This is a genomic window from Ramlibacter montanisoli, from assembly GCF_013087525.1.
GTDB classification, from domain to species: Bacteria; Pseudomonadota; Gammaproteobacteria; order Burkholderiales; family Burkholderiaceae_C; genus Ramlibacter; species Ramlibacter montanisoli.
This window is the reverse complement of record NZ_JABFCS010000001.1, coordinates 1947121-1960308: the sequence shown is the minus strand read 5'-3', so window position 1 is coordinate 1960308 and position 13188 is coordinate 1947121. Positions and strand designations below refer to the sequence as shown.

Here is a 13188-nt window from a genome sequence, read left to right as displayed (position 1 = left end):
AGGGAGAAGGGGTGAGGGAGAAGGGGTGAGGGAGAAGGGGTGAGGGAGAAGGGGTGAGGGAGAAGGGGTGAGGGAGAAGGGGTGAGGGAGCGCTGGGGTTCGGCGCTGCGCGCGCTCACCGCCAGCCTACGAAGGCAGCGGCTTTGGTAGGCTGGTGGTGAGCCGGAAGGCGAACCCCAGCGTCAACGCGCCCGCAAGCGCAACTGGTTCGGCAGCGGCTGCGCCCGCCGCAGCACATCCTCCCCCAGCCACAAGGCCGCATCCCTCGCCCGCTGCGCCACCATCGGCAGCGGCATCTGCACGTAGTCGTCGTTGAACACCTCGAAGCTGTAGTCGCCCGCGTAGCCCAGCGCGTCGAGCTTCAGCACCATCTGCACCAGCTGCTGCGTGTGCACGCCCTCGCCCGGAAACACGCGGAAGGTGCGCGCCGTGGCGATGCGTTCCTCGAAGGTGCGCGTCTCCTGCCACATGAAGTCCGACAGCTGCACCAGGAAGATCCGCTTGGGGTCGAGTTCGTCCATCGCCTCCAGCGGCGTCTTGGCGGCCAGGATGTGGAAGGAGTCGATGCCGATGCCCAGGTTGGGGCAGTCGGCGCGGCACACCACGTCCCAGGCGGTGGTGAATTCGTTGACCGTGCGGCCCCAGGACAGCCCTTCGTAGGCGATGCGGATGCCGAAGGGAATGGCCAGCATCGCCAGCTTGCGCAGGTCGCGCGCGATGTGGTCCAGGTCCTGGGTGGCGTGGGTGGAGGTCGAGGAGCACGCCAGCAGCACGTCGCAGCCCAGCGCCGCGCACATCTCCAGCATGGTCCTGGCGATGTCCACCTTGTACTGGTGCAGGTGGCCGGACAGGCCCTCGAAGTCGCGCAGCACCTGGAAGCCGGTGCCGCGCAGGCCGCTGGCCCGCACCGCCTTCACCGCGGCCTGCCAGCCCTGCGGATGGCCCACCAGGTCGTTGGCCTTGAGCATGACCTGGCCGAAGCCGGCCTCCTGCATGGCCTCCAGCTTGGCCTCCAGCGGGCCGGCCAGCGTGATGGTGTCCATGCCGAAGGCACGGATCGCCTGCTGCAGGCTGCGCTGGTCGGTCATGTCTGGCTGTGCACCAGCTCGAACACCATGGAGCCCAGGTAGGTCCGGGTGATCGCGCCGCGTCGCTCGGTGTGTGCTGCCTCGGTTTCCACGAACTCCATGCCCAGGGCACGCAGAGCGCGCACCGCCGCCAGCACGTCCGGCACGCCCAGGCCGATGCGCTGCAGCCGCTCGCTGGTGTCCAGCGAATCGGCCTCGGGCTCGATCACCTGCAGCATGAAGCGGCTCTCCGGCCGCAGGGCCGGTGCGCGCAGCAGCTTGCCCGCGGGCATGATGCCGAAGCGCTGCTCGTCGGGGATCACCTCGATGCCGAACAGCTCCTGGTAGAACTCCAGCCAGTCGTAGCTGCGGCCGGTGCCGATGTACTGCACGATGCCGAAGAAATGGATGCCGGCCACCGCCGGCGGATCCGGGTCGACGCCGGGGATGCGCACGAAGTCCACGTCGTAGATCGAGAACTCGCGGTAGCGGTCCACGAAGTAGATGCGGCTGCCGCCCACGCCGTGGATGGCGGGGATGTTCAGCTCCATGGCCTCGGGATGCGTCGGCACTTCCCAGGCGCCGCGCTCCAGCACGTACCTGTAGGCGGCGCGCGCATCGCGCACGCGCAGGGCGATGGCGCTGATCGCGGGCGTCTCGGCGCCGTGGGTCGCGCCCTCGGCGTCGCGCGGATGCGCGTTCACCACGATGTTGATGCCGCCCTGGCGGTACAGCAGCACTTCGCGCGAGCGGTGCCGTGCGACGGGGCGGAAGCCCATCATCTCCAGCACCTGGCCCACGGCCTGCGGCTGCCGGGTCGCGTATTCGATGAACTCCACGCCGTCCAGCGCGATCGGGTTGGCCGCGTCGCTGAAGGCCTCCTGCAGGGGCTCGCGGGCGTGTTGCGGTTGCAGCAGCAGGTCGCTCATGGTCTCAGTACTCCAGGCGTGCCACCGAGCGCAGGGTCTCCGCCGTCGTGGTCGGGAAGCCGAAGAACTCCAGGTAGGCCGGGATCATCTCGAACAGCATGTCGGTGCCCACCTGCACGGGACAGCCGCGCGCGCGCGCGCCAGCAGGAAGGCGGTCATCTCGGTCTTCATCACCACCTCGGCGGCGAAGGTGCGCGGATCGAGCCGCGACACGTCCACGGGCAGCGGATCGCCCGCGTTCATGCCCAGCGGCGTCGCATTGACGACCAGGTCGAAGCCCGCCGGGTCGCGGCGGCCCGTGCTGACGCGGATCTCCGGGTAGTGGGTCGCGAGGCGCGCGGCCAGCGCGTCGGCCATCTCCTCGTTCACGTCGAACAGCGCCAGCGCCCCGACGCCCGCCGCGGCCAGCGAGGCCGCGATCGCGGAGCCGACGCCGCCGCTGCCCACCACCAGCGCGCGAGCGCCGCGCAAGCTGCAGGCCCTTGCGCTGCAGGCCGCGCACGAAGCCTTCGCCGTCGAACATGTCGCCTTGCAGGCGGCCGTCGGGCAGGCGCTTCACCGCGTTGCAAGAGCCCGCCACCTTGACGGTGGGCGTGACCTCGTCGCACAGCTCCACCACGCTCACCTTGTGCGGCATGGTGATCAGCGCGCCGCGCACGTTCTCCAGCGCGAACACGCCGCGCAAGACCGTCTCGAAGTTCTCCGGCCGGCAGCCCATGGGAACGACGATCGCGTTCACCCCCACCGACTCGAAGTAGGGGTTGTAGATCATCGGCGCCTTGAAGGAGTGCGTCGGCCAGCCGATGTGGGCGACCAGCTCCGTGTGTCCGTTGATCAGCATGGGGCGGGGGACTCGCGCGTTCATCGCAGCCTGGGGTTGTCCGCGTCCTGCGTGCGGGCCAGCGCTTCCAGCGCGATCACGTAGCCCTGCACGCCGAAGCCGACGACGATGCCGGCGGCGGCCGGCGAGATGAAGGAGTGGTGCCGGAAGGCCTCGCGCGCATGCACGTTCGAGATGTGGCACTCCACCACCGGCAGGCCGTCCACGCCCTTGATCGCGTCGTGCAGCGCCACCGAGGTGTGGGTGAGGGCGCCGGGGTTGAACACGCAACCCAGCACGCCGCCCTGTTTCCACAGGCGGCCGTACTCGTGGATCTTGTCGATCAGCGCGCCCTCCCAGTTGCTCTGGAAGCATTCCACCTCGTACCCCAGCCGCTCGCCCGCCTGCCGGCACATCGCTTCCACGTCGGCCAGCGTCGTGGTGCCGTACTGCGCCGGCTCGCGCGTGCCCAGCAGGTTCAGGTTGGGCCCGTTGAGGACGAGGACCTTCTTCATGTGGCGCTTACTTCCGCACCTTGTCCAGTTCGGCCATCACCGCCTTGACCGTCGCGTCGCCGACGCTGGCCGAGTGCTTGGCGATCACGGGCTTCATCTTGTCGCGCAGCTTGGCCACTTCAGCGGGCGCCAGTTCGGTGACCTGCATGCCGTTCTTCTTCAGCTCCTCGAGGATCGAGGCCTGCGCCGCGCGGGACTGCTCGCGCTGGTACGTGGACGATTCGTTGGCGGCGTCCTGCAGCACCTTCTTGTCGGCGTCCGACAGGGTGTCCCAGAACTTCTTGCTGATCACCACCGACTGCGGGTTGTACTGGTGGTTGGTCAGCGCCAGGTGCTTCTGCACTTCGTACAGCTTGGCGCCGCGGATGGTGGCCACCGGGTTCTCCTGGCCGTCCACCGCCTTCTGCTCCAGCGCGGCGTACAGCTCGGGGAAAGGCAGCGGCGTCGGGTTGGCGCCCAGGGCGGTGACCCAGTCCACATTGATCGGGTTGGGGATCACGCGCAGCTTCAGACCGGCGATGTCCTCCACCTTGGTGATCGGGCGCTTGCTGTTGGTGAGGTTGCGGAAGCCCAGCTCGTAGTAGGCGAGGCCGACCATGCCCTTGTCCGCCAGCTTGGCGTGCAGCGACTTGCCGAAGGGGCCGTCCACCACCGCGTCGGCTTCCTTCGGGTTGCCGAACAGGAAGGGGAAGTCGTAGATCTCGAAGTCCTTGACCACGCTGGCGAAGATGCCCGAGTTCATGGACGCCATCTCCAGCGTGCCGCCCTGCAGGGCCGACACGTTGGCCTGGTCGCTGCCCAGCGCGCCGCCGGGGAAGACCTGCACCTTCAGGCGGCCGGCGGAGTTCTTCTCCACCAGCTCGGCGAACTTCTCCATGCCCAGCACGATGGGGTGGCCCTTGGCGTTCTGGTTGGCGAACTTGATCGTGCGCGTCTGCGCCTGCACCAGGCCGAAGGCGGACAGGGCGACGGCGGCAATCAGCGTCGTGACGAACAGTCTTTTCCTGCTCTTGTCTCCAGGGTTAAGTCGAGCGGGTTGGGAATCAGCCGTAGAACCACCGCGCCGGCACCATCACCAGCTGCGGGAAGAAAACGAACAGGAACATCACGGCGAACTGGGCGAGCATGAAGGGCCACACGCCCCGCGTCACCTCGTCCATGCTCACCTTGCCGACGCCGGCCACGGTGCTGAGCACCGTGCCCACCGGCGGCGTGATGAGGCCGATGGCGTTGTTGATCATGAACAGCACGCCGAAGTAGATCGGGTCGATGCCCGCGGCCTTGACCAGCGGCATCAACACCGGTGTGAGGATCAGGATGGTGGGCGTCATGTCCATCGCCGTGCCCACCAGCATGGTGATCAGCATGATGGCCAGCATCAGCATCACCGGCCGTTCGATCAGCGGCTGCAGCAGCGTCACCAGTTCGGCCGTGAGGTTGGTCACCGTCAGCATCCAGGCCGACACCATGGCCGCCGCCACCAGGAACATGATCACCGCGGAGGTCTGCGCCGCGGCCTGGAACAGGCCATAGAGCTGCGACAGCTTCAGCTCGCGGTAGACGACGGTGGAGATGAACAGGGCGTACACCGCCGCCACCACCGCCGCCTCGGTCGGCGTGAACACGCCGAACTTCAGGCCGACCACCACGATCACCGGCAGGCCCAGGGCCAGCGTGGCGTCGCGCGCGGCGGCAATCACCTCGGCGCGGGTGGCGCGCGGCGGCGCCTCGATCTTTTCTTTCCGCACCAGCCACCACCAGGTGATCCACAGTGCCGCGCCGAGCATCAGGCCGGGCGCGATGCCGGCCATGAACAGCTTGGAGATCGACACGTTGGCGGCGACGCCGAACACCACGAAGCCGATGCTGGGCGGGATGATGGGGGCGATGATGCTGGCGGCCGACAGCAGGCCGGCCGAGCGCGCGCGGTCGTAGCCGGCGCGGTTCATCATCGGCAGCAGCAGCGCGGCCAGCGCCGCCGCGTCGGCCACCGCGGAGCCGGACAGGGCGGCCATGATCACCGCCGCCATGATCGCCACGTAACCCAGGCCGCCGCGCACGTGGCCCACCAGCGCCAGCGCGAAGTTGACGATGCGCCGCGACAGGCCGCCGGCATTCATGATCTCGCCGGCCAGCATGAAGAAGGGCACGGCCAGCAGCGGGAAGCTGTTGGCGCCCTCGATCACGTTCTGCGCCAGGATCTGCGCGTCGAACATGTTCATGTGCCACATGAGGGCGACGCCGGTGGCGAGCAGGGCGAAGGCGATCGGCAGGCCGATGGCCATGGTGCCGAGCAGGGCACCGAGGAAGATGGCGATGGTCATCGGCTTACTTGGGCTGGGGCTGGGGTTGCCGTGCGGCATGTCGTCGGACTCGCTCACGCCGATCAGTTCGGATTCGGAGAGCTTGCCGGAGAGCAGCTTCCAGAATTCGTTGAGGATGAAGACGAAGGCGAGCACGGAGAAGAACAGGCCGGAGGAATAGAACCAGGCCATGGACGCTTCCATCACCGCGCTGGTGGTGCCGTAGTTGATGACCGTCTGCGCCCAGGCGCCGCGGAACATCAGCCAGCACAGGTAGAGCATCAGCAGGTGGGTGATGCCCAGGCAGATCTTGCGTCCCTTGACCGGCAGGCGGGACACCAGGCTGTCGGTGCCGAGGTGACCGTGGGTGCGCAGGGCGACCAGCGCGCCCAGGAAGGTCATCCAGACGAACAGCCAGCGGGAAAGCTCTTCCGACACGGTGATGCCGCTATTGAATCCATAGCGCAGCACGACGTTGCCGAACACCATGAGCACCATGGCGGCGAGGAACAGCACCATCACGAAGGACAGCAGCTGGCAAAGGCGGTCGACGAGGGTCTGGAACAAGGGCGTTCTCCTGGCGCCGCATTTTGTACGAACCGGTTAGTTTCGTACTCCGGGGAAACCCGGATCCAGGATTTCACGCCTTCATGAAGCGCACGATCATCTCCACCACGTTGTCGCGCCGGTGGGCGATGTACGCCGCCGACTTCATGTCGATCTTGAAGATCAGCCCGAAGGTGTGGCGGTTGGAGACGTTGAAGAAGCTCAGGGCCGAGATCGACGCGTGGATGTCCACCGGGTCCAGGCCCGGCCGGAAGATGCCGGCCTTCACGCCGCGCTCGTAGAGCTTGCGGATCGCCGCGATCGCCGGCACGTTCAGTTCCTGGATGCGCTGCGACTGCGCCAGGAACTGGCCGCGGTTGATGTTCTCGTTCATCACCAGGCGGATGTAGTTCTCGTGCTGCAGGTGGTGGTCGAAGGTGAAGGCGACCAGGCGGCGCAGCGCCAGCTCGGGCTCCAGGTCCTGCAGGTGCAGTTCCGACTCGACGTCGCGCACGCGCTTGTACGCTTCCTCCAGCACGGCCAGGTACAGGCCTTCCTTGCTGCCGAAGTAGTAGTAGATCATCCGCTTGCTGGTCTGCGTCAGCGCCGCGATCTCGTCGATGCGCGCCCCCGCCAGCCCCTTCTCGCCGAACTCCGCCGCGGCCACTTCCATGATGTTGGCCTTGGTGCGTTCCGGGTCGTTGGTGCGGCTCGGCTCCCGCGCGGGCGCCTTCGGCCCGCCCCTGGCCGAGCGCGAGCCGGAATGTACTAGTTCGTTCATTGCGGCAGTATAGAGGCGCGCTGCGCCGCTGCCTAGGAGTCTGCCGCGCAGACTCCTAGCCGCTGTCGCCGGTCCAGCCGGTGTCGGCCGGGCTGCCCTTGATCAGCGTCTCGACCAGGTGCGTCAGGCGGTGCGCCGCTTCGGCGCCGCCCCAGCGCTTCTGCCAGCGCAGCAGGTCGACGAAGGCGTTGCCGCCCAGCGCCCGCACGGCGATCTTCACGCTCTCGTACAAGGCGCCGTCGAGCAGCCTGTCGGGGTGCAGCGCACCCCAGGAAGGGCAGGTTGCGCGCAGCTGCGGGTTCGAGCGCAGGTGCCGCAGCAGGTCGTACATGCGGCCTTCGTCGAAGTGGCAGCCGCAGACCACCAGCGCCGGCGGATCGGAGAGGGCCGCGAGCGCCTCGTCCAGCGTGGCCGCGTGCACCAGCACGTAGCTGCTGGTCAGCGCGTCACGGAAGGCCGCGAAGGCCGCGGGTTCTTCCGCAACGAGGATGCGCGGGGCGGTGGACATGCGAAGAACATTGTAATGTCATGACACTGTCCTGCCCCCGGCCCGATGGTGCGCCGGTACAGCGAGAACAGCCTTTCCCAGTGGCGCTCGGCGGAGGCCTGGTGGTAGATGCCTTCGCGCCGCGGGAACACGAAGCCGTGGTGCGCGCCCGGGTACCACTCGATGCGATGGGGCGTGCCGGCCGCTTCCAGCGCCGCCTGCAAAGCCGTCACGTCCTTGGGCGGCGCCCAGATGTCGGTCTCGGCGCAGGCGACGTAGGTCTCGCAGCGGATGCGCGGCGCCATGAGGTGCGGCGAGTCGTCGCGGTCGGTGACCATGCGCGCGCCGTGGATGGAGGCGATGGCGCGCATCCGCTCGGGAAAGGCGGCGGCCGCCGCGAACACGAAGGGCCCGCTCATGCAGTAGCCGACGGCGCCCACGCGGCTGCCGTCCGCTTCCGGCTGGGCGTCGACGAACTTCAGCATGGCATGCGTGTCGCGCACGGTCATGCCGTTGCTCAGGCTGTCCATCAGCTCGAACATCGGCTTCATGCCCTCGGGCGTGCGCAGCTTCAGCTCGAACTCGCGGGTGCGGCGGTAGTAGAGGTTGGGCAGCACCACGTAGTAGCCGACGCTGGCCAGCCGCCGCGCCATGTCGTGCAGTTCCTCGCGCTTGCCGGGCGCGTCCATGTAGAAGAGCACGACCGGGTGCGGCGCTTCCTCCTCCGGGTACACGACGAAGCTGTTCATGTCCCCGTCGCCGGTGGGAATGTCGAGGTGCTTTTCGATCATGGCGGCCTCCTGTGCGGTCCAGCATGGCACGGCAGGCGGCCTGCCGTGTCAGGGTAGTCCCGCACCTACCCGGCGGGAGCGGGCTGGACGACACCTGTTCCGCCTCGTGCGCCCAACATGGGAAAGGTGACACCGGAGAACGAAAGGAAAACGAGATGCATACCGCGATCTGCGCATTCGACGACAAGAGCCGCGCCCGGGACGCCGTGGACACCCTGGTGCGGGCGGGCTTCCCGCGCGACGACCTGCACATCGAGCACCGGGAGGACAGGCACGCCGCCACAGGCGCCGACTCCAACGACCGCTGGGACGGCATGGAGCGCGAGGTGGCCGTGGACCGCCACGTGCTGGAGTCCTTCGGCAACTTCTTCGCCCGCCTGTTCAGCCGCGACGACGGCCGCAGCCACGTGGACACCTACGCGCGCCACGTGCAGCGTGGCGGCTACGTGGTCGTCGTGGACACGAGGGACGCCGCCGAGGCAGACCGTGCCCGCGCCATGCTGCACGACATGCAGGCCGGCGACCTCACCATCGTGGACCGCCGCGACCAGCAGCCGCTGCGCGACATCGTGGGCCTGCGCGGCGACGGCACGGGCACCGCGGGCATGGTGGAGCGCGGCCGCGAACCTTACGAAGGCGGCAGCAGCGCCTCCCTGGGCGAGCGAGAGCGCGCGATGGCCTCCAACGCGATCAGCCCGACCACGGGCCCGGACCTGCGCGAACCCGAACTGGACCGTGCCCCCGGCCTGCGCTACGCCGACAAGGACAAGCCGCTCTAGGACAGTCTAGCGGCCGGTGAAGCGGGCCGGCCGCCGCTCCTGGAAGTGCGCCACGCCTTCCCGGAAATCCTCGCTCTGGATGCTGGTGAACATCTCCGTGTTCGCCAGCGCGACGGCTTCGCCCAGCGTCTGGTAGGGCGCTTCCCAGAGCTGCCGCTTCATCACGTGCACCGAGCGCGGCGACACCTCGGTGGACAGCGTGCGTGCCAGCGCCAGCGCTTCGGGCAGCAGCCGGTCGCCGGCGACCACGCGGTTCACCAGCCCCATGCGCAGCGCTTCGGCGGCGTCGATCTTGCGCGACGTCAGCAGCAGGTCGGTGGCGTTCGCATGGCCGACGATGCGCGGCAGCATCCAGGCGATGCCGTGCTCGGCGATCAGCCCGCGCTTGGCGAAGGCGGTGGCGAACACCGCCTGCTCGGAGGCGATGCGGAAATCGCTGTACAGCGCCATCACCAGCCCCAGGCCCGCGGCCGCGCCGTTGATGGCGCTGATGATCGGCTTGGCGCCGCCGGGAAGTACGAGTAGCGCGTCTGGTAGTCGGCGCGCCGGTTCATGTCGTAGGGCCGCATCCATTGCTCGGCCTGGATGTCCTCCGGCGGCAGCACCTCCAGTTCGTCCATGTCCATGCCGGCGCAGAAGGCGCGGCCCGCGCCCGTGAGGACGATGGCGCGGATCTCCGGGTTGCGGCCCGCCTGCTCCACGGCATCGCGCAACTCGGCCTCGAGCACCTTGGTCAGCGCATTCATGCGCTCGGGGCGGTTCAGGGTGATGACGGCGGTGGCGCCGTCCAGGGCGACCTGGATCTGGGTGGGGTTCATGGCGTCTCGAAATAGGTGGCAGGCATTTGCAGGGAGCGCGGCTCGAGGAATTCCTCGATGCCGAAGCGGCCGTTCTCGCGGCCGATGCCCGAGCGCCCGAAGCCGCCGAAGGGCGCCAGCGGGTTGAAGGGCGCGCCGTTGATGTCGACCTGGCCGGCGCGCAGGGGCTGCGCCACGGGCAGGGCGGCGGCCGGTGTGGCGGCCCACACGGTGGCGGCCAGTCCGTAGCCGGTGCCGTTGGCGATGGCCACCGCCTCGTCGATGCTGTCGTAGGCGATCAGGGCCAGCACCGGGCCGAACACTTCCTCGCGCGCGATCGCCATCTGCGGGGTGACGTGGTCCAGCACCGTCGGCGGGAAGAAGAAGCCGTGCGGCGGCAGCGGGCCGTCGCGCGTGACGAGCTGCGCCCCTTCGGCGATGGCGGCATGCACCATGTCCCGCACCTTCTCGCGCTGCGCGTGCGACAGCAGCGGCCCGAGCCGCGTGGCCGGGTCGGCCGGGTCGCCCATGCGCCAGGCCGGCGCCAGTTCCGCCGCCAGGTGCGCGGCCTGCTGCGCCTGCGCGCGCGGCACCAGCAGGCGGGTGGTGGCCGAGCAGGTCTGGCCCGCGTTGAGGAAGCAGCCGCCCAGCGTGGCCTTGACGGCGGCGGCGAGATCCGCGCCCGGCAGCACCACGGCGGCGGACTTGCCACCGAGTTCCAGCGCCAGCCGCTTGATGTCCTGCCCCGCGAGGGCCGCGATGCGCTGTCCGGCGCGGGTGGAACCGGTGAAGGACACCATGTCCACCTCGGAGTGCCTGACCAGCGCCTCGCCGACCTCCGGCCCGTTGCCGTGCACGAGGTTGAACACGCCCAGCGGGAGGCCCGCCTGCGCCACGGCTTCGGCGAGCAGGAAGGCGCTGGACGGCGCCAGCTCCGAGGGCTTGAGCACCACGGTGCAGCCCGCCAGCAGCGCCGGCGCCACCTTGCCGGTGATCTGGTGCAGCGGGTAGTTCCAGGGCGTGATGCAGGCGACCACGCCCACCGGCAGCTGCTGCACCAGCGAATGGCCGATGCGCCCTTCCCAGTCGATGGCCGACGCGAGTTCGGCGTACTGCTCCCAGGCGGCGATCGGTGCGCCGGCCTGGATGCGCGCGGACAGCTTGGCCGGCATGCCGACTTCGCGGGTGATCACCTGCGCGATCGCCTCGCTGCGTTCGCGCAGGGCTGCGGCGATGCGGCGGACGGCGGCGATGCGCTCGGACAGCGGCGTCTGCGACCAGGAGGCGAACGCGGCGCGGGCGGCGTTCACGGCCAGGTCCACGTCGCCGCGCGAGGCGCTGCGGTAGCTGGCGAACACCTGCTCGGTGTAGCTGTCGGTGACGGAAGGTCCTGGGTGCCGGTGGCTTCGCGCCAGGCGCCGGCGATGAACAGTCGGGTGTGTCGTTTCATGGCTTGTCCTTGCGCTGGCGGCGGGCCAGGAATTCCTGCATCACGCGGGTCGGCTCGCCGGTGGCGTAGCACTCCAGCTGGTAGCGGATGCCGGCGCTGCAGGCCTCCTCGAAGCCGGCCTGCGTGCGCTCGCGAAAGCGCTGCTTGGTGGCGCGCACGGCGGCGCGGGGCAGGCCAGCGAGTTCGCGGGCGCGCTCCAGGGCGCGCGGCAGCACTTCGGCCTGCGGCACCAGGTCGTTGACCAGGCCCAGCGCATGCGCGCGTTCGCCGGAGAGCAGCTCGCCGGTCAGGGACAGCTGCTGGTTGAGCGAATGACCGACCTGCAGGGACATGAGATAGGACCCGACGATGCTCGCCAGGCCCGCGCGCACCTCCGGCTGGCCCATCTTCACGCCCCCATGGGCTACGCGCAGGTCGCACATCAGGGACATCTGGAAGCCGGCGCCGGCGGCGGTGCCGTTGATGGCCGCGACGATCGGCTTGCTGACGTCCCGCACGGCCTGGTACATCGCGTGCTGGCGATTCAGCCAGCCGGCGAGCCGGTCGGTGGTGATCGCGGCCGACTCCTCCAGGTCCTGCCCGGCGCAGAAGGCGCGCTCGCCACTGCCGGTGAGCACGATCGCGTCGGCATGGTCGCCGGCATCGAGCTGCTTCAGCGCACGGGTGAGGCCCTGGCGTACGGCGTCGTTGACGGCGTTCATCGCCTCGGGGCGGTTCAGGCGCACGATGGCGATGCGCCCATCGAGCTCCATCGTGACGGCGTCGGTGTCAGCCATGGGTGGGCTCCTTCTGTTCGATGACGGCGTCCACCGCCCAGCCGCCCTGGCCGGCGGCGCCGGCGATCAGCGGGTTGAGGTCGATGGAGGCGATGCGGTCCGCGTGCTCCGCGGCGTAGCGGCCCAGCGCCACGGCGGCGCGCGCCACCACCTGCAGGTCCACCGGCGGCTCGCCGCGCACGCCCGCGAGGATCGGAGCGATGCGCAGCTTCGCCAGCTGGTCCAGCACGTCCTGCTCGCCGAAGGGATGCAGCAGCACCACGAAGTCCTTCAGGGCCTCGACGTACTTGCCGCCGTCGCTCACCATCACGGCGGTGCCGAACAGCGGGTCCTGCTTCACGCCGAGCGCGAACTCGCGCTGCCCGCGCACGCGCTGCGCCACCAGCACGCCGTCGAGAAGCTGGCCGAGAGCGCGCACGCGGGTGACGCATTGCTCGTAGGCCTGCAGGACATCGTCTTCGCTGCGCTGGTTGAGGAAGACCAGGCCGTGCTCGGACTTGTGCGGGATCGCGGCGGAGCAGGCCTTGACCACGACCTCGGGGCCGAGGTCGCGCCAGGCTTGCACGGCTTCGCGGGGGAGTGGCAGAGGCGGTGCGGGGCGACGGGGAGGCCGGCTTCGTGGAGGAGGGCGAGGCTGGCGGCTTCGCTGAGGGTGCTGGTGTGTCGGGGTTCGAGGTGCTGGGGTTCGGCGCTGCGCGCGCTCACCGCCAGCCTACGGGGGAGGGCGTCGGCGCGCGTGCGACGGCGGTCGGCGGCGTGGACGAGGGCGGCATGGCGGCTCACCTGGTGGAGGGCGGCGAGGGCGTCGGTCTCGTGGCCGAACACCGGAACGCCGGCGGCGCGGAAGGCGGCGCGCACGGAGGCCTGCGGCGCCGAGACCGCCACGGGCTTGCCGGTGCGGCGCAGGAAGGCGGCGGTGTCGGCCGCCATGCCGGGCACGTCGTAGCCTTCGCCTGCCACCGGAACGCCGACCAGGAACATGTCGCCCTGCGGGTCGGCGGCGAGCGCCTCCAGCGTCCGGCCGAACATGGTGCCGTCGGCCAGCAGCGAGGCGGTGAGGTCCACCGGGTTCTGCGCGGTGGCGAAGCCCGGCATGATGGCCGTGAGCGCCTGCACCGTCCCGCGGCCCAGTTCCGCCAGCGGCAGG

General features: G+C 69.5%; 13 protein-coding genes and 3 pseudogenes. 1 reads left to right on the top strand and 15 read right to left on the bottom strand.

Annotation, left to right across the window (positions count from 1 at the left end):
* Window positions 1-182: 182 nt before the first annotated feature.
* The 10 genes and pseudogenes from HK415_RS09765 to HK415_RS09725 form a co-directional block, all read right to left on the bottom strand.
* Window positions 183-1088 (bottom strand): sugar phosphate isomerase/epimerase family protein, encoded by a 906-nt coding sequence (locus HK415_RS09765; protein ID WP_171558539.1) that lies wholly within the window; start codon window positions 1086-1088, stop codon window positions 183-185.
* Window positions 1085-1996 (bottom strand): 4-hydroxyphenylpyruvate dioxygenase, encoded by a 912-nt coding sequence (locus HK415_RS09760; protein WP_171558537.1) that lies wholly within the window; start codon window positions 1994-1996, stop codon window positions 1085-1087. The genes HK415_RS09765 and HK415_RS09760 overlap by 4 nt, the downstream gene beginning before the upstream one ends.
* Before the next feature lie 4 nt (window positions 1997-2000).
* Window positions 2001-2834: pseudogene (locus HK415_RS09755) on the bottom strand (shikimate dehydrogenase family protein).
* A gap of 23 nt (window positions 2835-2857) precedes the next feature.
* Window positions 2858-3331 (bottom strand): type II 3-dehydroquinate dehydratase, encoded by a 474-nt coding sequence (gene aroQ / locus HK415_RS09750; RefSeq protein WP_171558534.1) that lies wholly within the window; start codon window positions 3329-3331, stop codon window positions 2858-2860.
* A gap of 7 nt (window positions 3332-3338) precedes the next feature.
* On the bottom strand, window positions 3339-4280 hold the full coding sequence (locus tag HK415_RS09745; protein ID WP_253262155.1) for a TRAP transporter substrate-binding protein: 942 nt from the start codon (window positions 4278-4280) through the stop codon (window positions 3339-3341).
* A gap of 94 nt (window positions 4281-4374) precedes the next feature.
* A complete protein-coding gene (locus HK415_RS09740; protein ID WP_253262154.1) occupies window positions 4375-5655 on the bottom strand; it encodes a TRAP transporter large permease subunit in 1281 nt (426 codons plus the stop codon).
* Window positions 5656-5757: 102 nt separating this feature from the next.
* A pseudogene (locus tag HK415_RS24910) lies at window positions 5758-6123 on the bottom strand (TRAP transporter small permease); the annotation flags it as partial.
* A 151-nt stretch (window positions 6124-6274) separates the two neighbouring features.
* Window positions 6275-6961 carry a TetR family transcriptional regulator gene (locus HK415_RS09735; protein ID WP_171558530.1) on the bottom strand — a complete coding sequence of 229 codons (687 nt, stop codon included), beginning with the start codon at window positions 6959-6961 and terminating at the stop codon, window positions 6275-6277.
* A gap of 55 nt (window positions 6962-7016) precedes the next feature.
* Window positions 7017-7469 carry a response regulator gene (locus tag HK415_RS09730; protein WP_171558528.1) on the bottom strand — a complete coding sequence of 151 codons (453 nt, stop codon included), beginning with the start codon at window positions 7467-7469 and terminating at the stop codon, window positions 7017-7019.
* Complete coding sequence (locus HK415_RS09725; protein WP_171558525.1) at window positions 7400-8239, bottom strand: dienelactone hydrolase family protein; 840 nt, start codon at window positions 8237-8239, stop codon at window positions 7400-7402. The genes HK415_RS09730 and HK415_RS09725 overlap by 70 nt, the downstream gene beginning before the upstream one ends.
* Before the next feature lie 155 nt (window positions 8240-8394).
* On the opposite strand from HK415_RS09725, the gene HK415_RS09720 reads away from it, so the two are divergent.
* On the top strand, window positions 8395-9018 hold the full coding sequence (locus HK415_RS09720) for a hypothetical protein (protein WP_171558523.1): 624 nt from the start codon (window positions 8395-8397) through the stop codon (window positions 9016-9018).
* Between the two features lie 6 nt (window positions 9019-9024).
* Here HK415_RS09720 and HK415_RS24905 read toward each other — a convergent pair whose 3' ends face one another.
* From HK415_RS24905 to HK415_RS26285, 5 genes and pseudogenes are all read right to left on the bottom strand, one after another.
* Window positions 9025-9474, bottom strand: coding sequence for an enoyl-CoA hydratase-related protein (locus HK415_RS24905; RefSeq protein ID WP_253262153.1), 450 nt, complete (start codon window positions 9472-9474; stop codon window positions 9025-9027).
* On the bottom strand, window positions 9468-9836 hold the full coding sequence (locus tag HK415_RS24900) for an enoyl-CoA hydratase-related protein (protein WP_253261834.1): 369 nt from the start codon (window positions 9834-9836) through the stop codon (window positions 9468-9470). The genes HK415_RS24905 and HK415_RS24900 overlap by 7 nt, the downstream gene beginning before the upstream one ends.
* Window positions 9833-11265: pseudogene (locus HK415_RS09710) on the bottom strand (aldehyde dehydrogenase family protein). Before HK415_RS09710 ends, HK415_RS24900 begins: the two are co-directional and overlap by 4 nt.
* Complete coding sequence (locus HK415_RS09705) at window positions 11262-12041, bottom strand: enoyl-CoA hydratase/isomerase family protein (protein ID WP_171558521.1); 780 nt, start codon at window positions 12039-12041, stop codon at window positions 11262-11264. Before HK415_RS09705 ends, HK415_RS09710 begins: the two are co-directional and overlap by 4 nt.
* On the bottom strand, window positions 12034-12573 hold the full coding sequence (locus HK415_RS26285) for an acetate--CoA ligase family protein (RefSeq protein WP_309246643.1): 540 nt from the start codon (window positions 12571-12573) through the stop codon (window positions 12034-12036). The genes HK415_RS09705 and HK415_RS26285 overlap by 8 nt, the downstream gene beginning before the upstream one ends.
* Between the last annotated feature and the right edge of the window lie 615 nt (window positions 12574-13188).

Excerpts from the sequence above, each read along its gene's own strand:
- HK415_RS09725 (WP_171558525.1), bottom strand. The coding sequence starts at position 8,239 with ATGATCGAAAAGCACCTCGACATTCCCACCGGCGACGGGGACATGAAC.
- HK415_RS09760 (WP_171558537.1), bottom strand. The coding sequence starts at position 1,996 with ATGAGCGACCTGCTGCTGCAACCGCAACACGCCCGCGAGCCCCTGCAG.
- HK415_RS24900 (WP_253261834.1), bottom strand. The coding sequence starts at position 9,836 with ATGAACCCCACCCAGATCCAGGTCGCCCTGGACGGCGCCACCGCCGTC.
- HK415_RS09735 (WP_171558530.1), bottom strand. The coding sequence starts at position 6,961 with ATGAACGAACTAGTACATTCCGGCTCGCGCTCGGCCAGGGGCGGGCCG.
- aroQ (WP_171558534.1), bottom strand. The coding sequence starts at position 3,331 with ATGAAGAAGGTCCTCGTCCTCAACGGGCCCAACCTGAACCTGCTGGGC.
- HK415_RS09705 (WP_171558521.1), bottom strand. The coding sequence starts at position 12,041 with ATGGCTGACACCGACGCCGTCACGATGGAGCTCGATGGGCGCATCGCC.
- HK415_RS09720 (WP_171558523.1), top strand. The coding sequence starts at position 8,395 with ATGCATACCGCGATCTGCGCATTCGACGACAAGAGCCGCGCCCGGGAC.
- HK415_RS09730 (WP_171558528.1), bottom strand. The coding sequence starts at position 7,469 with ATGTCCACCGCCCCGCGCATCCTCGTTGCGGAAGAACCCGCGGCCTTC.
- HK415_RS09740 (WP_253262154.1), bottom strand. The coding sequence starts at position 5,655 with ATGACCATCGCCATCTTCCTCGGTGCCCTGCTCGGCACCATGGCCATC.
- HK415_RS09765 (WP_171558539.1), bottom strand. The coding sequence starts at position 1,088 with ATGACCGACCAGCGCAGCCTGCAGCAGGCGATCCGTGCCTTCGGCATG.